At 66.0% G+C, this 21,717-nt stretch carries 20 protein-coding genes; 7 read left to right on the plus strand and 13 right to left on the minus strand.

Annotated features, from left to right (window positions below; all coding sequences use genetic code 11):
- The first annotated feature begins 75 nt into the window (after nt 1–75).
- Together KW845_RS15225 and KW845_RS15230 are read left to right on the plus strand one after the other, a co-directional pair.
- Nucleotides 76–1,491, plus strand: coding sequence for a M23 family metallopeptidase (locus KW845_RS15225; protein ID WP_218370128.1), 1,416 nt, complete (start codon nt 76–78; stop codon nt 1,489–1,491).
- Nucleotides 1,492–1,517: 26 nt separating this feature from the next.
- Nucleotides 1,518–2,654: an anhydro-N-acetylmuramic acid kinase gene (locus KW845_RS15230; RefSeq protein ID WP_218370129.1), complete on the plus strand. Its 1,137-nt coding sequence runs from the start codon at nt 1,518–1,520 to the stop codon at nt 2,652–2,654.
- 129 nt (nt 2,655–2,783) lie between these two features.
- Here KW845_RS15230 and erpA read toward each other — a convergent pair whose 3' ends face one another.
- The 8 genes from erpA to pmbA form a co-directional block, all read right to left on the minus strand.
- Nucleotides 2,784–3,152: an iron-sulfur cluster insertion protein ErpA gene (gene erpA, locus KW845_RS15235; protein ID WP_218370130.1), complete on the minus strand. Its 369-nt coding sequence runs from the start codon at nt 3,150–3,152 to the stop codon at nt 2,784–2,786.
- An 85-nt stretch (nt 3,153–3,237) separates the two neighbouring features.
- Complete coding sequence (locus KW845_RS15240) at nt 3,238–3,987, minus strand: DUF6776 family protein (protein WP_218370131.1); 750 nt, start codon at nt 3,985–3,987, stop codon at nt 3,238–3,240.
- Nucleotides 3,988–4,028: 41 nt separating this feature from the next.
- Nucleotides 4,029–5,093 (minus strand): N-acetyl-gamma-glutamyl-phosphate reductase, encoded by a 1,065-nt coding sequence (gene argC / locus KW845_RS15245; RefSeq protein ID WP_218370133.1) that lies wholly within the window; start codon nt 5,091–5,093, stop codon nt 4,029–4,031.
- A gap of 165 nt (nt 5,094–5,258) precedes the next feature.
- On the minus strand, nt 5,259–5,651 hold the full coding sequence (rpsI, locus tag KW845_RS15250) for a 30S ribosomal protein S9 (protein WP_218370134.1): 393 nt from the start codon (nt 5,649–5,651) through the stop codon (nt 5,259–5,261).
- A gap of 9 nt (nt 5,652–5,660) precedes the next feature.
- The gene (rplM, locus tag KW845_RS15255; RefSeq protein WP_218370135.1) at nt 5,661–6,089 is read right to left on the minus strand and encodes a 50S ribosomal protein L13; all 429 of its coding nucleotides are present in this window, start codon (nt 6,087–6,089) and stop codon (nt 5,661–5,663) included.
- A gap of 220 nt (nt 6,090–6,309) precedes the next feature.
- On the minus strand, nt 6,310–7,977 hold the full coding sequence (locus tag KW845_RS15260; RefSeq protein ID WP_218370136.1) for a Hint domain-containing protein: 1,668 nt from the start codon (nt 7,975–7,977) through the stop codon (nt 6,310–6,312).
- A 438-nt stretch (nt 7,978–8,415) separates the two neighbouring features.
- Nucleotides 8,416–9,513 carry a TRAP transporter substrate-binding protein gene (locus tag KW845_RS15265; RefSeq protein WP_218370137.1) on the minus strand — a complete coding sequence of 366 codons (1,098 nt, stop codon included), beginning with the start codon at nt 9,511–9,513 and terminating at the stop codon, nt 8,416–8,418.
- Between the two features lie 204 nt (nt 9,514–9,717).
- Entirely contained in the window at nt 9,718–11,085 is a 1,368-nt protein-coding gene (gene pmbA, locus KW845_RS15270; protein WP_218370138.1) for a metalloprotease PmbA, read from the minus strand.
- 57 nt (nt 11,086–11,142) lie between these two features.
- Here pmbA and yjgA point away from each other — a divergent pair, with 57 nt between their 5' ends.
- Both yjgA and KW845_RS15280 read left to right on the plus strand, forming a co-directional pair.
- Nucleotides 11,143–11,694, plus strand: a complete 552-nt coding sequence (gene yjgA / locus KW845_RS15275) for a ribosome biogenesis factor YjgA (RefSeq protein ID WP_218370139.1) — start codon at nt 11,143–11,145, stop codon at nt 11,692–11,694.
- Nucleotides 11,695–11,729: 35 nt separating this feature from the next.
- Entirely contained in the window at nt 11,730–12,410 is a 681-nt protein-coding gene (locus KW845_RS15280) for an alpha/beta hydrolase (RefSeq protein WP_218370140.1), read from the plus strand.
- A gap of 110 nt (nt 12,411–12,520) precedes the next feature.
- Here the strand turns inward: KW845_RS15280 and KW845_RS15285 are convergent, their stop codons facing one another.
- The gene (locus tag KW845_RS15285) at nt 12,521–14,968 is read right to left on the minus strand and encodes a GNAT family N-acetyltransferase (RefSeq protein ID WP_218370141.1); all 2,448 of its coding nucleotides are present in this window, start codon (nt 14,966–14,968) and stop codon (nt 12,521–12,523) included.
- A 125-nt stretch (nt 14,969–15,093) separates the two neighbouring features.
- Here KW845_RS15285 and gltX point away from each other — a divergent pair, with 125 nt between their 5' ends.
- A complete protein-coding gene (gene gltX, locus KW845_RS15290; RefSeq protein WP_218370142.1) occupies nt 15,094–16,497 on the plus strand; it encodes a glutamate--tRNA ligase in 1,404 nt (467 codons plus the stop codon).
- A gap of 28 nt (nt 16,498–16,525) precedes the next feature.
- Here gltX and KW845_RS15295 read toward each other — a convergent pair whose 3' ends face one another.
- From KW845_RS15295 to KW845_RS15305, 3 genes are all read right to left on the minus strand, one after another.
- A complete protein-coding gene (locus tag KW845_RS15295) occupies nt 16,526–17,713 on the minus strand; it encodes an MFS transporter (protein ID WP_218370143.1) in 1,188 nt (395 codons plus the stop codon).
- Nucleotides 17,714–17,723: 10 nt separating this feature from the next.
- Nucleotides 17,724–18,236, minus strand: a complete 513-nt coding sequence (locus tag KW845_RS15300; RefSeq protein ID WP_218370144.1) for a hypothetical protein — start codon at nt 18,234–18,236, stop codon at nt 17,724–17,726.
- A 172-nt stretch (nt 18,237–18,408) separates the two neighbouring features.
- Nucleotides 18,409–19,290 carry a LysR family transcriptional regulator gene (locus KW845_RS15305; protein WP_218370145.1) on the minus strand — a complete coding sequence of 294 codons (882 nt, stop codon included), beginning with the start codon at nt 19,288–19,290 and terminating at the stop codon, nt 18,409–18,411.
- A gap of 86 nt (nt 19,291–19,376) precedes the next feature.
- Between KW845_RS15305 and KW845_RS15310 the strand changes: the two genes are divergently transcribed.
- Together KW845_RS15310 and KW845_RS15315 are read left to right on the plus strand one after the other, a co-directional pair.
- Complete coding sequence (locus KW845_RS15310) at nt 19,377–20,198, plus strand: alpha/beta hydrolase (protein ID WP_218370146.1); 822 nt, start codon at nt 19,377–19,379, stop codon at nt 20,196–20,198.
- A gap of 29 nt (nt 20,199–20,227) precedes the next feature.
- Complete coding sequence (locus tag KW845_RS15315; protein WP_218370147.1) at nt 20,228–21,211, plus strand: tripartite tricarboxylate transporter substrate binding protein; 984 nt, start codon at nt 20,228–20,230, stop codon at nt 21,209–21,211.
- Here the strand turns inward: KW845_RS15315 and KW845_RS15320 are convergent.
- A complete protein-coding gene (locus KW845_RS15320; RefSeq protein ID WP_218370148.1) occupies nt 21,198–21,659 on the minus strand; it encodes an Lrp/AsnC family transcriptional regulator in 462 nt (153 codons plus the stop codon). The genes KW845_RS15315 and KW845_RS15320 overlap by 14 nt on opposite strands.
- Nucleotides 21,660–21,717 lie beyond the last annotated feature (58 nt).

A 21,717-nucleotide genomic window follows, 5' to 3' on the forward strand; every position in this document is an offset into this window, starting at 1 on the left:
CAAGCGCGCCAGGGTATGCCTGCATCCGGCGCAAAGCATCCTGGGGACTCACGCCACCCTGAAAGGTCCTGCACGATGAATCGTGGCTTAAACAGCCCGGTCGGTAAGTTCCGCAGCAAAATTGCCGCCCTGTTCGCCTCCCGCTCAGAGTCCACATCCCGCCGCGCCGGCCTTTTCCGCCGCACGCTTCTCGTCACCGCCATCGGCCTGTTCGCCGGCGCCGCCGCGCTGGGCATGGTGCAGCAGCCCGATCGCACCGAACTGCCCCCGTCGCGCCAGGTCCAAAGCATCCTGCCGCTGCAAGCCAGCCAGGTCAGCCTCAGCACCGACGACAGCGCCGCCCCGTTCATCAGCGAAACCCGCATCCGCTCCGGCGACACCCTGGCCGCCATACTGCAGCGCCTGGACGTCGACGCCCCCGGCCTGCAGCGCTTCCTGACCCAGGCCCCCAGCGCGCGCAGCATCTACAAGCTGTACCCGGGGCGCTCGGTGCAGGCGGCCACCGACAGCGAAGGCAAACTGGTCTGGCTGCGCTATATCCACACCCCCGGCGACGAAGACAACGGCCAGGTCACCACCAGGATGCTGCTGGTGACGCCGTCCGAAGATTCGTACACCGCCCGCGAGATCAGCGACGGCACCGACCGCCAGACGCGCGTGGCCGTGGGCACCATCCGCTCGTCGCTGTTCGGCGCCACCGATGCGGCCGGTGTTCCCGATTCGGTCACCATGCAGATGGCCGATATCCTGAATTCCAAGGTCGACTTCCTGCGCGATATCCGCCGCGGCGATCAGTTCCGCGTCGTGTACGAAGTGCGTTCCCACCAGGGCCGCTATGCCGGCGCCGGCCGCGTGCTGGCGCTGGAATTCGTCAATAACGGCAAAACCTACAACGCCGTCTGGTTCAGCCCCGACGGCAAGTCGGGCAGCTACTACGATTTCGACGGCGTCAGCCTGCGCGGCGCATTCCTGCGCACCGCCCTGAAATTCTCGCGCATCAGCTCCACGTTCGGCATGCGCATGCACCCCATCCACAAGACCTGGACGGGGCACAAGGGTGTCGACTACGCCGCTCCCAGCGGCACGCCCATCCATTCCACGGCCGACGGTACGGTCGAATTCGCCGGGCAGCAGCGCGGCTACGGCAACGTGGTCATCGTCAAGCACTTCGGCAAGTATTCCACCGTCTACGCGCACCAGAGCCGCATCGCCGCCGGCATCAAGCGCGGCAGCAAGGTATCGCAGGGCCAGTTGATCGGCTATGTGGGCTCTACCGGCTGGGCCACCGGCCCGCACCTGCACTACGAATTCCGCATCGACAACCAGCCGGTCAACCCGCTGGCGGCCGATCTGCCGGTATCGCGTCCGCTGGATGCCGCCGAGGCTCGTCAGTTCAAGGCCGCGGTCTTGCCGTACAAGCAGCAGATCGCGCTGCTGACCGAATTTCAGCGGACCCTGCCCGAATCCAGCACCAACCTGGCCAGCCGCTAGCGCGGCAGCCACCACCTTTCCCTGCCATGACCCGATCCGGCGGCCCGCGCTTCGAAACGACCGGCCGCCTTTTCATCGGGCTGATGTCGGGCACCAGCCTGGACGGCGCCGATGGCGTGCTGGTACGCCTGGCCGCCACGCAGGCGCCGCAAGTATTGGCCACGGCCGCCCTGCCCATGCCGGCCGGCCTGCGCGCCGAATTGCTGGCCCTTAACCGCAGCGGCGCCGATGAGCTGCATCGTGCGGCACTGGCCGCGCAGGCGCTGGCCCGGCTATATGCCGATACCGTGCAAGCCCTGCTGCGGCAAGCCAGCCAGCCGGCCCGGGCGGTCAGCGCCATCGGCGCGCATGGCCAGACCGTGCGGCATCGGCCCGAACTGGGCTACACGCTGCAACTTAACGCCCCCGCCCTGCTGGCCGAACTTGCCGGCATCGATGTCGTGGCCGATTTCCGCAGCCGCGATGTGGCGGCCGGGGGCCAGGGCGCGCCGCTGGTGCCCCCTTTTCATGCAGCCATGTTCCAGGCCCCGCATGAACGTGCCGTGCTGAACCTGGGCGGCATTGCCAACCTGACGCTACTGGCGCCGGGCCTGCCGCCACGGGGCTTCGACACGGGCCCAGCCAATGTGCTGCTGGATACCTGGTGCCAGCGCCATACCGGCCAGCCGTACGACGATGGCGGCCGCTGGGCTGCCACCGGCCAGGTGCAGGCGACGCTGCTTGAACACCTGCTGGCCGGCGAACCCTGGCTGGCCCTGCCCCCGCCCAAGTCCACGGGCCGCGACCTGTTCGATGCCGCCTGGCTGGACCAGCGCCTGCAAGATTACGACGCCTCTTGCCCCACGGCGCAAGACGTGCAGGCCACCCTGCAGCGGTTCACCGCACGCACCGTGGCCGATGCCCTGGAAGCGGCCGCGCCGGCCACGCGCGACGTGCTGGTATGCGGTGGCGGCGCGCGCAACCCTGGCTTGATGCGCGAACTGGCCGCCTGCCTGCAACGCCCGGTGCAAGCCACCGATGCCGCCGGCGTGCCGGCCCAATGGGTCGAGGCCATGGCGTTCGCCTGGCTGGCGCAAGCCTTCCTGGACCGTACTCCCGCGGGCGTGCCGCAAGTAACGGGCGCGCACGGCCCACGCGTGCTGGGCGCGCTGTATCCGGCCTGAAGCCCAAGCCGCTTGCAGTGCAAATGCCCGCAAAAACCAGGCGCCGCACAAACAACGGCCCCCTGCGCAGGCAGGAGGCCGTTGGTACCCGTGGCGGCCGGGCGTGGCCCGCCGCCAGTGGGTAAGAACCTACACCGAGAACGACGAGCCGCAGCCGCAGGTGGTGCTGGCGTTCGGGTTGCGGATCACGAACTGGGCGCCTTCAAGGTCTTCTTTGTAGTCGATCTCGGCGCCGACCAGGTACTGGAAGCTCATCGGGTCGACCAGCAACTGCACGCCATTCTTGTCGAGCACGGTGTCGTCTTCGTTGACGGCCTCATCGAAGGTGAAGCCATACTGGAAGCCGGAACAGCCGCCGCCCTGCACGAACACGCGCAGCTTGAGTTCAGGGTTGCCTTCTTCGGCCAGCAGGTCTTTGACCTTGGCCGCAGCGGAATCGGTAAAAACCAACGGCGTCGGCGGCGCCTGGAGGTCGACGGTTTCGGTGACTGCATTCATGGTGGAGCTCCTGGCCGCGCACGGCCATATCGGGTAGGCGGCCACGCCGCACTATGCGTCCATAGTAGCGCAGACGCGGCGGGGTTCAAAATTCCAGCTTGATATTACGGGAGGCGCGTACGGTGCTGCCCTCGAGCACGCTGATCGTGACGGTTTCGGGGACAAATCCCTGGGGCAGCTCGAGCACGCCCTCGCTGCGCTGGTACTGATCGAATTGCAGGGCCAGCGGCCCGCCCCCGGCGGCCGGCACTGCCCCGGGGTCGGCCGGCGTATCGGCCTTGAGCTGCATGGGCGCCAGGTCGACCGACACGGTTTCGCCCTTGAGCACCCCGGCCGCCTGGAACCGCAGCATACCGGTGAACGGCGTCTCGCTGCGGCCGCTGCGCATCAGCAGCACGCGATATTTCAGCCCCTGCCCTTCGCGCTGGATCTCGGCACCGCGGATATCCACCGCGCCTTCGGGCCCGGGCGGCAGCAGTTGCTCGAAGAACGCCAGGCGGTCGCGCACCCGGCCCAGCTCGTCCTGGGCCGAGCGCAGCTGGAGCTCAAGTTCCTGGCGAGCGGCACGCTCGACAGAGATCTCTCCATCGGCGGTATCGAGCTGGGCGCGCAAGAAGCGGCTTTCGGCCTGGCTTTGCCGTATGGCGGCATCTTGCGCGGCAACCTGTTCGGCCGTGACCACCACAGTATCGGTTGCGGCTGCCGATTGGCGTGCATGGCGATAGCCCGCGGCCGCCCCGACAGCCAGGCCGACGGCCAGCACGCACAGCAGCATCAGCCATCGTAAGAACAAGCCGGAACTGCGCGCGGCCTTGGGTTCGGGAATAGGTTGCATCAAGACGGCCGGGCAGGCCCGAGGGCTGCCCCGGCAACGGTTTACGGCAGGATGGCGACCTGGTCCAGGCCGGCCGATTCAGGCAGGCCGAACATCAGGTTCATGTTCTGCACGGCCTGGCCCGACGCGCCCTTGACCAGGTTGTCCTGGATGACCAGCACGATGAGCAGGTCGCCGCCATTGGGGCGTTGCAGGGCGATGCGCAGGTTGTTGGAGGCGCGCACCGAGCGGGTTTCGGGCAGGCTGCCGGCCGGCATGACGTCAACGAACGACTCGTCGGCGTAGCGCTTTTCATACAGGGCCTGGAAGTCGGTACCCAGGGCGTCGGGGCGGATACGCGCATACAGCGTCGAGAACATGCCGCGGATCATGGGCACCAGGTGCGGCACGAAGGTCAGGCCAACCTTGCCGCCCGCCAGCTTTTCAAGCTGTTCGGAAATTTCGGGATGATGGCGATGGCCAGCTACTCCGTAGGCCTTGAAGTTGTCGCTGGCTTCGGAGAACAGCGTGCTGACTTCGGCCTTGCGGCCGGCGCCGGACACGCCGGACTTGCAGTCGGCGATGAGCGTCTGGGTATCGACCAGGGTGGCGCCGTTTTCCAGCAACGGGGCCAGACCCAGCAGCACTGTCGTGGGATAGCAGCCTGGATTGCCGATGACGCGCGCCTTGGACACGGCTTCGCGGTTGAGCTCGACCAGGCCATAGACGGATTCGGCCAGGATGTCGGGACACGAGTGCGGCATCTTGTACCAGCGCTCGAACGTGGCGGTATCTTGCAGGCGAAAGTCGGCGGCCAGGTCGATGATGCGAGTGTCGGCGGCCAGCAGTTCTTGCGCCTGGGCCATGGCCACGCCATGCGGCGTGGCGAAGAACACCACATCGCAATCGGCCAGGTTGGCCTTTTCGGGCGTGGAGAACGCCAGCTTCACATGGCCGCGCAGGTTGGGATACATGTCAGCCACCGGCAGACCGTCTTCTTTGCGGGACGTGATGGCGGTGAGCTCCACATGGGGATGCTGCGACAGCAAGCGCAGCAGTTCGACGCCGGTATAGCCGGTACCGCCGACAATGCCGACCTTGATGCGGGAATTCGATGCGTGGGCCATGGTGTGGAGCTTCCGTAGGACGAAAGAAGATTGTATCGCTTGCGCGCAGCACTCAGAAACGAATGAGGCCCCAGGCTGCGCCTTCGGTTCGGGATTTCGGGACGGATTTGCGCCTTGGATGGCCCAGTGGCAAAAAGGCCGCTTTCGCGGCCTTTTTGGGGAACATTAGCGCTTGCTGAACTGCTTGCGCCGACGTGCCTTGCGGAAGCCGACTTTCTTACGTTCGACTTCTCGGGCGTCACGGGTGACGAAGCCTGCTTGCGACAGCGCGGGCTTGAGGGCCTCGTCGTAGTCGATCAGGGCACGCGTGATGCCGTGGCGCACCGCGCCGGCTTGGCCGGTTTCGCCGCCACCGTGCACGTTGACCTTGACGTCGAACGATTCCAGCAGGCCGGTCAGTTCGAGCGGCTGGCGCACGATCATGCGGCCGGTTTCGCGAGCGAAGAACTCGTCGACGGGCTTGCCGTTGACGACGATCTTGCCCGATCCTTTCTTGATGAAAACACGAGCCACCGAGGTTTTGCGACGGCCGGTTCCGTAGTTCCAGTTACCGATCATGGCGTTTCCTTAGAGATCCAGCGGCTTGGGCTGCTGAGCGGTGTGCGGGTGCTCGGCACCGGCATACACCTTGAGTTTCTTGATCATGGCGTAGCCCAGCGGACCCTTGGGCAGCATGCCCTTGACGGCCTTCTGGATGGCGCGGCCGGGAAAACGCTGCTGCATTTTCTCGAAGTTCGTTTCACGGATACCGCCCGGGTAGGTGGTGTGGCGGAAGTACTTCTTGTCTTGCGCCTTGTTACCCGTGACGACGATATCGGCGGCGTTGATGATGACGATGTAATCGCCGGTATCAACGTGCGGCGTGAATTCAGGTTTGTGCTTGCCACGCAGGCGACGTGCGACTTCGCTGGCCACACGACCGAGGACTTTGCCCTTGGCGTCGATCACAAACCAGTCACGTTGGACTTCATGCGGCTTAGCCACAAAGGTCTTCATGATTGGTTCCTAAAAGGTAAATTTTCTTGCCGGAAGAGCCTGGCAAGAATTTTTTCCTATTCCGTTGTGCTTTGGGGAAACCCGTTAGGAAACCCGCAGCTGGCCTAAGCGTTATTACCCGCCCGTGCTACCAACCGGAATAAGGGAAAGCTGATCATTCTAGCACGATTGCGCAAATAATGGGCAATGCGCTTTCAGATACCGTCTTGGCCGTCAAGCGCTAAGCCGCGCGTTGCAGGGCATCGCCCCAGTACGAGTAAGTACGCAGCACATGCAGCTCCAGCACCGCCGGGCCGCGGATGCCATGCAACGCCGCCGGGATCACCGCTTCGCCGTTGGTCCAGCGCATGGCAACACCGTAGGCGTCTTGCGGCGCATGCAGGCCACCCAATTGCGCGTCCAGCAGGTCGAGATCGCGACGGATACCCTGCTCCTCGATGGTGATGCGCGCCAGCCCCACACCCACCTGCCGCAGGTCGCGCCGGGCACGGACCGATGTTTCACGCACCACTGCCGAACGGGAGCAGATGCGCACATCGCCCCGGGCGGCGCCGGCCGGCAACGCAAAGCGGATGACTCCTTCCTGCGGGCTGCCGTTTTGAGCGCGGATTTCCTGGCCGTTGGCCTCGACGCGCAGATCAGGATCCGTGACGCGCGCTGACTGGGTCAGGACCTGGGCGCGCTGCAGCAGGCGCTTGCGCACCGCCTCCACCACCGGCCCCGAACGCTCCACCGTGATGCCTTCGATATGTGGCCGCCCCTCGGCGGGCACAAAATCCGGATGCAGTGCGACGGCCGAGGCATTCTGGAACATCGCCCGGTTGCCCGTATCCACATACGATTCCGCCGGCACCCCTTCGGCCAGCACGATGTCGAACTGCTCCAGTTCAATATGGAAATACTCAAAGACCTTCATATCGAATTGCTGGATGATCGTCCGGCCGTTCACCAGCAACATGGCCGGGATCAGCGCGCCGTCGAAATAAACGTGATGTCCGGGCGACAGCAACAGGTCGCGATGGGGCCGGTTCCGGGCAATCGAATCTTTCTTGAACAGAATGGGAAAGGCGCGGACCGCATCCTTTGCCGGGATGCGCTGCCTGCGCAGTGTGCGATGGCCCAGCCATTTGACGGTGGCGGTACCGCCGCTGGCGGTCAGCACCTGATCGCCAGCCTTGAGATCCTCGATCCTGGTTTCACCATCCGGCGTGGCAATGTGCGTGCCCTTCAGGTAGCACGCGTAGGTCATCACGCCATTTTCAAAGTGGATTTCGTCCGGGTCCAGGCCTGAAGCATTGAAGAAAGCGACATAGCCCCCTGCGGAATTCTGAAATCGCAGCGTACCATCCTCATAGGTAAAACTCGTCGCGCCCGGAATAATCAGTTGGTCGCCGCCGCTCATGCCGATAAGCTCGGGATAGGTATAGCTGCTTGATGGACTTAGGCCAAGGTCGCCGGTATCAAAAATCAAAGTCGATGTGCCCGAGCCGCCAAAATCGATGTTAAGTTGGCTTGAATAAGGAACTTGCAGGTCATGCACGATCACTTGACCAACGAACTGAGGCGCCATCTCGAGGGTGCCGCCGTCGGCAATACTATAGTTGTATACGGCGGGAGGAGCACCGGTAACATGGACATATTGAACCAACAGGCTCTCGAGCTTGACGTGGGCACCTTCTCCTACATTTAAATTAGTAACCCCTGCCACCTTGAGGGGGACATTTACGTCGATCCCCAGCACATCCGAAGAACCGGATTCGTTGGTGACATTCAAAACTGAATCCCAGTCCTGATACACCACATGAAGCAATGTGTCGTCGGTATATTGGCCCTGATCCACAGTCACGACGGGGTTTTCCCCGTTTATATATATAACTTCGTCAGCCATTATTCATCCCCAAGAAAACGACCACAATCGTGCCAAGCGAACAAATACTTTTTGCTCGACAACATTTTCACTTTGGCGATGCTAATGTAATGACGAAGGCAGTCAACACCTCGAACATTTAAAAAACGTTTAAAGCTGCGTTTAAAAGCGTTTAAACCAGCCAGAGGCATACTTTATTTTGAAAATAAATATTTCAAAACAATGAGCGCGGTCTTGCAACCCGGGCACAGGAGGCCAGAGCCCTGGCCTTGCCGCAGGGGGATCAAAGGTTTTTTGTTTTAAGGTCGGTATCGCCCTGGCTCCCGAAAGGGAGCCAGATACCTGACAACCGGGTACACGCGCCGCATATCACAGGTGTAACTCAAGCAGGGACACCGCGGAGCCGGCTTCGCCGGTCCGCGAGCGCGCCCACTGGGGAAGCGCGCAGCGCTTCGGGGGCTACTTCTTCGCTGCCATGGCCACGCCCAGGTACTGGTCGTACGAACCTTCGGCCAGGCGGAACCAGGGCACCACGCTGTCGCGAAAGCCCATGTAGTTCTCGTACAGGGCCTTGAACTTCGGGTCTTTGTCGGAGAATTCCTTGTAGACCGTCTGGGCGGCGTCGTACGAGGCGTCCATGACCGAGCGCGGGAACGGGCGCAGTTCGGCGCCGCCGGCGATCAGCTTGCGCAGCGCGCCGGGGTTCACTGCGTCGTAGCGCGAGGTCATGGCCACGTGCGCAACGCGGCTGGCGGCCTCGACGATAGCCTGGTAGGGCTTGGGCAGGCCGTTCCAGGCGCCTTCGTTCAGGTACAACGACACTTGCGGGCCGCCTTCCCACCAGCCCGGGTAGTAGTAGTACTTGGCGACCTTGTTGAAGCCGAGCTTTTCGTCATCGTACGGGCCGACGAATTCCACGGCGTCGAGGGTGCCCTTTTCGAGCGAGGGGTAGACGTCGCCGCCCGCCAGTTGCTGGGGCACCACGCCCAGGCGCGACAGCACTTCGCCGGCGAAGCCGGCGGTGCGCATCTTCAGGCCCTTCAGGTCTTCGACCGACTTGATTTCCTTGCGGTACCAGCCACCCATCTGCACCCCGGTATTGCCCATGGGGAAGTTGATGATCTTTTGCGGCTGGAACATTTCGCGGGTCAGCTTCATGCCGTCGGCGTCGAACATCCAGGCGTTCATCTGGCGGGCGTTCAGGCCGAACGGCACGGCCGCGTCGAAGCAGAACGCCGGGTTCTTGCCATAGTAGTAGTACGAAACCGTATGGCCGCACTCGATGGTGTTGTTGGACACCGAGTCCATGACCTGCAACGCCGGAACGATTTCGCCACCGGGGAAATGGCGGATGGTGAACTTGCCGCCAGAGGCCTCGTTGACGAATTTGCAGAAAATGTCGCCCGTGCCGAACAGCGTATCGAGGCTGCGCGGGAAACTGGACGCCATGCGCCAGTTCAGGGTGGGCGCATCTTGCGCGAATACCGGCGCGGCGACCGCGGCGCTACCCGCGACGGCGCCCAGGCCGGCTTGTTTCAGAAAGGAACGACGTTGCATTTTGATTGGCTCCTCGATGGCAACTCGGTATGGATATCGCGTGCGATATCTGGCGGATATTACACGTTGTTATAAATGCGCTCTATGGGGATTTCCGGCCCCTGCGGCCAGGCGCCGCGCGCGTAAGGCAGGTGTCAGACACAGAAGCGCGACCGGGGTTCCGTCGACGCCCAGGCAGTGCCTGACACCCTGGACGAGGACCGCTCAGACGCCGGCGATGGCCATCTGCTCGATCAGGATGGAGCCCGTGCGCTTCGTGCCGCGCGCGATGGTGTCCGAGCCTACGGCGACGATCTGGCGGAACATGTCGGCCAGATTGCCGGCAATGGTGATTTCCTGGACGGCGTGCTGGATCTGGCCGTTTTCGACCCAATAGCCGAAAGCGCCGCGCGAATAATCGCCGGTAAGGTAGTTGACCCCTTGCCCGATGAGCTCGGTGACCAGGAAACCGGTGCCCAGCTTGCGCAGCATGGCTTCGAAATCGTCGCCGGCGCGGGTACGGCGCGAGGACAGGGTCAGGTTGTGCGAGCCGCCGGCATTGCCGGTGGTGGCCAGGCCCAGCTTGCGGGCGGTGTAGCTGGACAGGAAATAGCCTTCCAGGACGCCGCCGGACACCACGCTGCGCGCGCGGGTGCGCACGCCTTCGTCGTCGAACGGCGAACTGCCCATGCCGCCAGGCACGTGCGGGTTCTCGGCGATGTCGATGTGGCCAGGGAAAATGGGCTTGCCCAGCGAATCGACCAGGAAACTGGCCTTGCGGTACAGCGCCCCCCCGCTGGTGGCCTGGGTAAAGGCGCCCAGCAGGCCCAGGGCCAGGGGCGCCTCGAACAGCACCGGGAACTTGCCAGTGCGGATGCGCCGGGCCGACAGGCGCGACAGGGTGCGTTCGGCGGCGTAGCGGCCGATGGCCTCGGGCGAGGCCAGGCGGGCCGGGTCGCGTTCCGAGGTGTACCAGTAGTCGCGCTGCATGTGGTTGCCGCGCCCGGCAATGGGCGCCACCGACAGGCTGTGGCGCGAATAGGGGTAGCCGCCCAGGAAGCCGCGGGTGTTGCCCATGACGAACTGGCCTTCATAGGTGCCCACCGAGGCCCCGTCGGTATTGGTGATGCGCGCATCGACCGCACGAGCGGCCCGTTCGGCACGCAGCGCCAGCTCGGCGGCCTGTTCGGTGGTGACCGGCCAGGCGTAGTGCAGCGCCAGGTCGGGAATATCGGTGGCCAGTTGGTCGGCATCGGGCAGGCCGGCGGCCGGGTCGGAGGCCGTATGGCGGGCAATGTGCCAGGCGGCCTCCACCGTCTGGCGCAGCGCCTCGTCGGAAAAGTCGGAGGTCGAGGCCGAGCCGCGGCTTTGGCCGGCATAGACGGTGAGGTCCAGCGCGCGGTCGCGGGTCTGTTCGACGGTTTCGATGTCGTTTTTGCGCGCGGACACCGACAGGCCCAGGCTTTCGGACACCTCGGCGACGGCGTCACTGGCGCCGATGCTGCGCGCATGCGCCAGCACCTGCTCGACGAGTTCGCTGAAACGCGCGTGGTTGGCGGCCAGGGGAAGAGAGGAAGTGGGAGTATTGACCATTGCAGTCCAATGTACAGAGACGGTTATCATAGCCAAGTCTGTGTTGATGCTGTTCCCATGACTTCCCCTACTACCGATCCGGCGGCCGAGCCCGATTTTGACGATAACGGCTACGACCGACCCAGCAAGTCGCAGGTCAAGCGAGAAATGCATGCCCTGCTGGACCTGGGCAGGCAATTGATCGACCTGCCCGACGACCGCCTGAAACAATTGCCGCTGGCCGAACGCCTGTACGAGGCCATCCGCCTGGCGCAGCGCACCAATAGCCGCGAAGGCCGGCGCCGGCAGACCCATTTCGTGGGCAAGCTGATGCGCGATGCGCCAGCCGACGAGATCCGCGCGCAGCTCGATATCTGGCAAAACGGCTCGCGCGAAGAAACCGCAGCCATGCACCGCCTGGAAGCCTTGCGCGAGCGCCTGCTGAGCGACGACGACGCCCTGACCGAACTGCTGGACGCGCATCCGGGTGCCGACGTGCAGCAACTGCGCGCCACCATCCGCGCGGCACGCAAAGAAGCGCAGCTCAATGCGGCCTTGCAGCCAGGCCAGGAACCCCAGCGCAAGCACTACCGGGCGCTGTTCCAGGCCCTGAAATCGCTGGCCGCCTGAGCGGTGGCCTTGATCCCCCCTTTTCTTTTCCGACCATGAGCGCCAACTCCGCCCTGCTCGACAGCATCGAACTCGAGACCGCCCCCAATCCGACCCATGCGGTGATCTGGCTGCATGGCCTGGGAGCCGACGGCAACGATTTCGCCCCCATCGTGCCCGAGCTGAAGCTGGGCGCCAGTCCTGCCGTGCGCTTCGTCTTCCCGCATGCGCCGGTGCAGCCGGTGACGATCAATGGCGGCATGGCCATGCGTGCCTGGTACGACATCCTGGTCACCGACCTGGTTCGCCAGGAAGACGCCGCCGGCATCCGCCAATCGGAAAGCGCCGTGCGCGCCCTGATCGCGCGCGAAAATGCGCGCGGCATTCCCACTTCGCGCATTGTGCTGGCGGGCTTTTCGCAAGGCTGCGCCATGACGCTGCACACGGGCCTGCGGCTGGATGAAAAGCTGGCGGGAATGATCGGCCTGTCGGGCTACCTGCCGCTGCTGGATACGGCGGTCGCCGAACGCCATGCCGCCAACGCCGACACGCCCATCTTCCTGGCGCACGGCAGCTTCGACCCGGTAGTGGCCCTGCCGCGCGCCCAGGCATCGCTGGCGCAATTGCAGGCGCTGGGCTACGACGTGCGCTGGCACACCTACCCCATGCCCCATTCCGTATGCGGGCCGGAAATCGCTGACATTGCGGGATTCTTGCGGGAAGTGCTGGCTGCTTAGTGGGTATGGTGCTGCGCTTCTTCTGGCGTCGTAGCGGGATGGCGTGAACGCCGCGGCGCCTCGATCCGACGCCAGAAGAACCAAACCACGTACCGCTACGCACACCCCCGTCACGAACCAAGCGACAGCCATACCCTCCGCATGGAGGGGTCTTCGGGGTCGGGGTCGTTGGTGAAGCCCAGGCGCGTCATCAGCGTCAGCATGGGGCGATTGCTGGCCAGCACCAGGCCGTCGATATATTCCAGCCCTTGTCCGCGCGCGGCATCGATCAAGGCTTCCATCAGTTGCCCGCCCAGCTTGCGGCGCTGCCAGTCGTCGCCGATGACCAGGGCATACTCGGCGCCACGGCCGTCGGCGTTGCGCAGGTAGTGCGCGAAGCCGATGATGACCTCGCGCGGATGGCCCCGGTTTTCGGGGTTGGGCACCTGCGTGGTGGCCACCAGCGCCAGTTCGCGGTGGTAATCGATTTGCGTGTAGCGCGCCACCATGCGCGGCGTGAGCTCACGCATCATGGACACGAAACGCATGTAGCGCGACTGCTCGGACAGGCCGCGGATGAACTCTTGCAAGGTCTGGCCGTCTTCGGGCCGGATGGGACGGATGACCCAGTCCGTGCCGTCGTCGAATTGGCGCGTGCGCACCAGGCGTGCCGGATAAGGGTGGATGGCCATGTGCGGATAGCCGCTGGCCTGCGGCGTGGCACAGGCCGGTTCGGCGCACAGGGTGATGCGCAGCCCCGCGGCGCGCAACTGCGCTTCGCCCGCGTAGAGCGGGTCGATATCGAGCGATTCGATGTCGGGCAGTTCGGAGATCAGTTCGGACACCTGCACCAGCGCCTGCTGCAGGGCCTCGGCCGCCGCGCCGCTGACTTGCGCGGCCAGCACGCGGCGCCACGCGCGGCTGCGCTCGATGAGCTGGCGAGCCAAGAAGCCGTTGAGAGGGGGCAGGTCGATGCCGCGATCGGTGCCGCTGGCCAGCAAGGCATCCGGGCCGCCGGCGCCGAACTGGATCATGGGCCCGAAGCGCGGGTCGCGCCACATGCGGATCGCCATGGGCCGGGATTCGGGTTCGCCTGGCAACACGCCTGCCGGCACGTCGCGCAGCGGCACGTAGAAGGCATCGAGCACGCTGCGGCACTCGGCCGCCGACAAGCTGCGCCGGCCCTGCCCGCGGGCCTCGTCGAGCACCGCGCGGGCGCGGGCGATGTCGGGCAGGCGGCTGGGCGGCTCGGGCGGCAGGGTTTGCAGCAGCAGTTGCTGGTTGTAGTGGTGCGTGGCCAGCACGCCGAAGGCATCGGCGGCCGATTCGGGGGTGCGGAACGCCGGCGTGCCGGCATCGTCGAGCATGCGGCGCAACGGCCGCATGCCGGCATCGCCCATGAAGCAACTGACCACGGGCTTGGACGCCTTGGGCGCGATCTGCGCCAACTGGCGCACGACGGCGGGAATGTCGGCCAGCGCATCGGGTGCCAGCAGTACCAGCACACCATCGACACCGTTGTCGTCGATCAGGCAGTCGAGCACGGCCTGGATACGCTCGGGCGTGAGCGGCACGAAAGTAATGACAGGGTTGGCGATGGCGGCGTCGGGCTCGAGCAAGGCGGCCAGCGCGCGCCGGGTGGCGGGCGCCAGGTCGGCCTTGAGCACGGCCGCATCGGGCCCGATGAGGTCGAGCGCCAGCTGGGGCGGCCCACTACCGTTGGACAGCAGCGCAACGCGCCGACCGCGTGGCCGGCGCATATAGCCCAGTACCTTGACGGCGGAAAACAGCTGCACGAAGTAGCGCACCCGCACCGCGCCGGCGCGCCGCAGGGCGGCATCGAGCGCGGCGTCGCTGCCGGGCGCGGCGTCGCGGCCGGCCTTGAGCACGATGACGGGCTTGACGCTGGCCGCGGACCGCAGCGCGCTCATGAATTCGCGTGCCGGGCCGGCATCTTCCAGGTACAGCACGATGCTGTCGGTACGCGGGTCGCTGGCCAGGAAGTCGAGCACCTGCTCGAGCCCGACCGCGGCTTCGTCGCCCAGCGATACTGCGGTGGAAAAGCCGATGTGCACGTCTTCGGCCCAGTCCATGACGGCGGCAGTGATGGAACGCGACTGTGCCACCAGTGCCACGCGCCCGGCCCGCGCCAGGGTGGGATGCTGGCTGAGGTTGAGGCCGGCATGCGGACGTTGTGCCCCGAAGGCGCGCGGGCCCAGCAGCGCGCAGCCAGTTTCCTGGGCCCAGGCGCGGCACAGCGCCAGCGTGCCGCCGGGGTAAGGGTCGGGCAATTCGTGCGGCAGCACGATTGCCGCGCGCGGCCGCAGCGCAGTCAGGCGGCGCAGGGTTTCGGGCAACACGGCCGGCGATACGCATACCAGGGCCAGGTCGGGCCGCTGCCCGGCAGCCAGGCCGGCGCAGGTGTCGGGCAAGAGGGGGGCCAGGCCCGGCACGGCGTCGACCCGCGTGGTGCGCGCCCGCAGCGCGGCGGGCAGCGCGTCGGCCACCGGCAAGGGCCGGTCGGCCACAATGAGCAGCGATCCGGGTTCGAACAGCGGGGCAAGAGCGTGTCGCAGCATGAGCAAAGCGGGCGCTATTCTAAAATACGGCCATCGTAACAAGACAGGCACGCGATCGCCATGATCGCGCGCCGTGCTTTCCCGCATTCTCGCGGGGCCCGCCACGCTGATTTTTCCTGCTTCCCATGACATCGACTCCTGCCACCATCCGTACCCGCTTCGCGCCCTCGCCCACCGGCTTCCTGCACTTGGGCGGTGCCCGAACCGCGCTGTTTTCCTGGGCCTTTGCGCGCCACCACCAGGGGGTATTCGTGCTGCGCATCGAAGACACCGACCTGGAGCGCTCTACCCCCGAAGCAGTGCAAGCCATCCTGGACAGCATGGACTGGCTGGGCATGCAGCCTGACGAAGGGCCGTTCTACCAGATGCAACGCATGGATCGCTACCGCGAAGTGGTGGCCCAGATGCTGCAGGCTGGCACCGCCTACCATTGCTACAGCTCGCCCGAAGAGGTCGAGGCCATGCGCGAGGCCGCGCGCGCCCAGGGCCTGAAGCCGCGCTACGACGGCACCTGGCGCCCCGAGCCCGGCAAGACGCTGCCGCCGGTGCCCCCCGGGCGCAAGCCGGTGGTGCGCTTCAAGAATCCGCAAGACGGCGCCACCGGCTGGAACGACATGGTCAAGGGGCCCATCGCCTTCGACAACACCGAGCTCGACGACCTGATCATCGCCCGGCCGGACGGCACCCCCACGTACAACTTCTGCGTGGTGGTCGATGACTGGGACATGGGCATTACCCACGTGCTGCGGGGCGACGACCACGTCAACAATACGCCGCGCCAGATCAACATCCTGCGCGCGCTGGGCGCCACCCTGCCCGAATACGGCCACGTGCCGATGATCCTGGGGCCCGATGGCGAAAAGCTGTCCAAGCGCCATGGCGCCGTCAATGTCATGGAATACGACGCACAAGGCTACCTGCCCGAAGCCATGGTCAATTACCTGGCGCGGCTGGGCTGGAGCCACGGCGACGACGAACTGTTCACCCGCGAACAATTGGTGCAATGGTTCGACACGCGGCATTTGTCCAAATCGGCCTCGCAATGGGACCCCAAGAAGCTGAACTGGGTGAACGCGCAGTACATCAAGCAAATGGACAACGCCGAACTGGCGGCGCGCGTGGCGCCGCGCATCGAGCGGCGCGGCGGCAACCCTGGCGCAGTCGACCTGGTGGCGGCCATCGGCCTGTTGAAAGACCGTGCCGAAACCCTGGAACAACTGGCCGAGGCCGCGCTGCTGTTCTGCAAGCCGTTCCAGCCGGCCTCGGCCGAACTGGCCGAGCAGCACCTGACGCCGGCCGCGCGCGAAGCGCTGGCCGATTTCTCGCAACGCGCCGCCGGCACCGACTGGACCCGCGAAGCGATTTCCGCGCTGATCAAGGCGGTACTGGCCGACCGTGGCCTGAAAATGCCGCAGTTGGCGATTCCGCTGCGCGTGGCCGTGGTGGGCCAGACGCAGACGCCGGCGGTCGATGCCGTGCTGGCCCTGATCGGCAAAGACGTCGTGTTGCAGCGCCTGGGCGCACTGTAATGCCAGCGGGGCCCAGGCCCGCCTTGCGCTAGGCTGCGGCCACCACGCGCCGGCGCAGCGCCCACGCAAAGCCGCCGCCCAGCAGCGGCAGCAAGGCGGCCGCCGTGCCGAACAGCGCGGCGGCGCCGGCCGCGTCGACCACCAGTCCGGCCAGCGCCACCCCTACCGCCTGGCCCAGGAACAGGCACGACGCAAACCAGGCCACCGCGGTGCCGCGTGCGCTGGGCACCATCTGGGTGGCGTGGGTTTGCAGGGTGGCGTGCAACAGGTAATAGCCGAACCCGGCCAGCATGCTGGCCACCAAGGCCCAGCCCCATGCCGGGCCCAGCAAATACGTCAGGAACGCCACGCATAGCACCAGCCCGCCGATGCGCACCAGGCCACGTTCGCCCAGGCGCCGCAATATCGGCCCGGCCACCAGCGTGTACAGCAGGCCGCCCAGGGCATAGACCGCCACCGCCGCCCCTGCCGCGGTCAGCGACAACCCGAAGCGCGCGTGCAAGTAGGCCGGCGCGAACGCCAGGGCACCGAACACCAGCAGGCCTTCCACGAAAACCGTGGCCAGCACGATACGCGCCCAGGGCACGCCCAGCACCACCCGCACCTGGGCGGCGAAGCCCTGGCGCGGCGGCACGGCCGCGGCAGGCGCCGCCGCCTGCCTGGCGACTTCGCGCCACAGCAATATGCCCACGATCAGGTAGCCCGCCACCAACGCGCCAAATGCCCAGCGCCAGCCGACCGTATCGGCGAACCAGCCGCCGGCCAACTGGCCCGCGGCCATGCCCATGATGGTGCCGGTGAGAAAGCGCGCCAAGGTGGCCTGGCGCCGTTCGTAGGGCACGTTGTCGCCGATCCATGCCATCGACAGCGGCACGATGCCGGCCCCAGCCGCGCCGGACAAGGCGCGGCACAGCACCAGCATGTCGAGCGACGTTGCCAGCACCGCACCCGCGCTGCCAATCGCGCAGGCAAAGGTGGCCACGGCCACGACGCGGTATTTGCCATAACGGTCGCCCACTGGCCCGAAGAACATCTGCAGCAGTCCGTACGCAATCGCGAAGGCCGTGACAGTGGCCGCGGCCTGCCCGGTCGACGCACCGAAATCGGCCGCCAACCGGGGCAGCATGGGATCGCAGATACGGAACGCACAGGCGCTGACGAAAGCGGCCAGCGCCAGCAACGCGATGGCCCGGTTCTGGGAAGTGACGGGCGGCATCGACAGCACGTCAGTCGGGCAGGCGATAGCCCGTCGGCATGCGACGGGCCGCGATCACTTGCCCGCCCGAGCGCAGTTCGCGCAGCGCCAGCCGCGCCGCGTCGGCCTTCTCGATGCGATAGCGGTTCTGGTAGATGGGATCGTCGGTGTCGACGAGTTCGCCATTGGACTTGGTGGTCTGCAGCACGACAATGCCATCGGCCTGCTTCCAGCAACCGGATTCACGCAGGCCGGGACGGATGCGCTTGCCGATCTTGAGCTGGGTATCGTAGTGCATGGAGCCATCGGCGGACAGCACGATCAGTGCGCGGAAGTCGCCCGCCACGCCGCGCGGCCGGGTGTTCGACTGCCAGGTGCCCACCAGGCGGCTGCCCGGGTCGGCGGGCGCGCAGGCCACGGGCGGCGGCGGGGCGGCAGGTGCCACGGGCACCGGGGCTTGCTCGGTCTTGCGGGCCGCGCAGCCGGCCAGGATCAACGCGGCGCCCACGGCGCCGATATGGCGGTACCACAACAGACTTTTCATGACGTCCTCGAAACTACGCGCGTCACCGGGGCGGCAATAAGCCGGCCTGGACGCGCGCACTTGCAGGTGGGACTCTAATGAGGGTGGACCGCAGATGCAATGACGCCAGCTTGCAGGTGGTGTGTAAGCGCAACAGTCTCAAGGGGCGCAAGTCCGCCGATAATGGGCCGGCCTACCCCGCCGCTTTCTTGCGCAGCAGCGCCTGCATGCTGGCCGCGGCCGGCGACAAGGCCCGCCCCGCCAGCCGCATGATGCCCAGTTGCCGTTCGATGCGCGGGCGGGCAAGCGGCACGAAGACCAGGCCCGGCGAGTCCGGCGGCACCCCCAGGCGGGCCAGTACCGTGACGCCGACGCCGCGTTCCAGCATGGCCAGCAGCGACATCATGTTCGAGACGAAAACCTGCCGGTCCATCATGAATGCGGCCTGCGGATAGCCCGCCAGTTGGCGGTGCGCCACCGTGCCCACCAGCGGCAGCGGTGCAATCTCGCGCCAGGTGACGGACTTGCGCTGCGCCAGGGGATGCCCTTTGTGGCAAACCAGGCCGAACGCATCGCGCAGCAGCGGTTCGAACTCGAGCCGGCGATCGCGCGTGACGGGACTGCATACGCCCAGTTCGACTTCGCCGGCCAGCACCATGCGTTCGACGCCCTCGGAGTTGTCGTCGAAGATGCGCAAGGCCACGCCGGGATATTGCTGGCGGTAGGTGGCCATCAATTCGGGCAGCCAATGCGTGGCCACCGTTGCCACCGAGGCCAGCGCCAGCAAGCCGGCCTCGTTGCGGGCCAGCCCGCCCATCGCGCCGGCCACGCGATTGTGATGCTCGACCAGTTCGCGCGCCAGCGGCAGGCATTCCTGGCCGAAGCGCGTCAACACCACCCGGCTGCCGCGCTCGAACAGCGGCTGGCCCAGGCGATGCTCCATTTCCTTGATCGACAACGACAGGGCCGGCTGCGAGCGGCACGCGCGCGCCGCGGCGGCGCGGAAACTGCGTAATTCAGCCACCAGCAGGAAATGGCGGTAGTGCTGCACGGACAGGTCGGGAAGGTTGGGCATCGGGGCAGGCAGATGATTTGGCAAACTTATTTTTTGATATGAAAAATAAAATTTTCTGATGAAAAAAGCCAGCCTAAGATATCCGCATGTCGCCCGACCACGCCTTGCATCACCTGGATTTTGACTTCGTCGATACGCTGTCCGCGCAACCCGTCGCCGGCGGCCGCATGGTGACCGGGCTGGCCGGCACACCGGGCCGCCCGACGCTGCTGTGGGTGCCGGGCGCTTTTCATGGTGCATGGTGCTATGCGCATTACCTGCGTTTCTTCGCGGCGCGGGGCGTTGCCTGTGCCGCGCTGGACCTGCCCGGCCATGGCGGCCTGCCGCAAACGGCCGATTTCGCGCGCACGACGGTGGCCGACCTGGCGGCCTGCGTGATGGCGGCCTGCGATCGCCTTTGCGGGCCAGTGATCGTGGCCGGACATAGCATGGGCGCCCTGCCCGCCTTGCTGTGCGCGGCCGGCCGGCCGGTTGCCGGAGTGGTGCTGATGGCGCCATCGCCCCCCGCCAACCTGGCTGGCGCGCGGGCATTGCCCGCGGTACCGGCCGGCCTTCCGGTGGCGCCCCCCAACCTGCTGGAAATCGGCCTGCGCTTCCTTGCCGAACCCGGCATGCCGGATGAGGCCGCGCGGGTGGCGCGCCGCCTGTGCGCGGAAAGCCCCGAGGTCATCAACGACCGCTATCGACTGCGCGTGCCGGTGGATCCGGCCCGTATCCAGGCGCCGGGGTTGTGCCTGGAAGCCGGGCAGGACACGCCCGAGCGCCATCCGCCCGGCCAGGACCGCGCGGTGGCCGCGCTGTTCGGATTCGATTACTTGCTGCTGCCCGGGCAGCCGCACTGCATGATGTATGCGCGCGGCTGGCAGCAAAGCGCCCAGGCCATCCTGGACTGGACACTACACCTATAACCACGACCCGAGTCACCCAAGGAGACACCATGCCCGCTCCCGCCTTCTTCCGCGCCGCGCCAGCATTGCTGGCCCTGTCGCTGGCCATTGCCGCCGGCCCCGCCTTGGCCGCCGATGCCGCCAAGTGGCCCGCGCAGACCGTCACTATCATCGTGCCCTCGGCCCCTGGCGGCGCGGCCGACCTGACGGCACGCACCTTCGCCCAGTACCTCGGCCAGCGCACCGGCCAGACCGTGGTGGTCGAAGACCGCCCCGGCGCCGGCGGCATCGTGGGCACGCAGGCCGCCAGCAAGGCCGCAGCCGATGGCTATACCTATTTGCTGTCAACCAATTCGACACACAGCGCCAACCAGTTCCTGTACAAGTCGGTGCCTTACGACGCGCAGCGGGACTTCGCGCAGGTGGGGCTGTTCGGCACGTTCGGCTCGGTGGGCATCGTGGCGCCCGACGCGCCCTATCGCACGGTGCCCGAGCTGGTGGACTATGCGCGCAAGCATCCTGGCGAAGTCTTCTTCGGCTACTACAGTTCGTCGTCGCAAGTGCCGGCCGAGCTGTTCAAGGCACGAGCCAAGATCGAGGTGAGCGGCGCGGCCTACAAGAACATCACGCAAATCATCACCGACCTGCGCGGCAAGCAGATCGGCTTTGCCTTCGTCGACTACCTGACTGCCATGGGGCAGATCCAGGGCAAGGGGCTGCGCCCGATCGCCGTCAGCGCGGCCACACCCAACCCCGCCTGGCCCGATGTGCCCACCATGGCCACGTATTACCCAGGCTACGCCGTGGCCGGCTGGCTGGGCCTGTCGGCACCGGCCGGCACGCCCGCGCCGATCGTGCAGAAAATGAATCAATACATGCGCGAGGCCCTGGCCGATGCCCAGACGGCGGGCAAATTCCGCGACCTGGGCCTGCAGCCGGAATCGATGGACGTGGCGGCCTTCGATGCCTTCGTCAAGGCAGACACCGCACACTGGAAAGAATGGGTGGATATCGCGGGCATCAAGCCGCGCTGAGCGGCAAGCGCACCTCGTGCTTGATCTCGCGCAGTGCCACGATCGTGCGGGTCTGCCGGATACCCGGCAAGTTGAACAGGAACCGGTGCAGGAACCGGTCGTAGGCTTCCGGGCTTTCCACCAGTATTTTCAGCAGGAAGTCCGAATCGCCCGTCACGGCATAGCACTCGAGGATCTCGGGCGCATCGCGCACCGAGCGCTCGAAGTTCTCGACCGTGCTGGCCGAATGCCGTTCCAGGCTGATCTGCGCGAACATGCAGCCCTGCAGCCCGACCTTCGAGCGATCCACCTGCGCGGTGTAGCCCGTGATGACGCCGGCCGCCTCCAGGGCTTTCACGCGCCGCCACACCGGGGCGGTCGACAGGCCCACCTGGTCGGACAATTGCTGCGCCGAGGCGCGGCCGTCTTCCTGCAGGGCCCGCAGAATGCCGATGTCGGTTTTGTCCATACTGCCCCCTTATCAAGCCAAAACGAAATGTTCATTTCAAATTATAGGGATTTCACGA

It is taken from the genome of Bordetella sp. BOR01, assembly GCF_019218885.1.
Taxonomy (GTDB): Bacteria; Pseudomonadota; Gammaproteobacteria; order Burkholderiales; family Burkholderiaceae_B; genus Bordetella_A.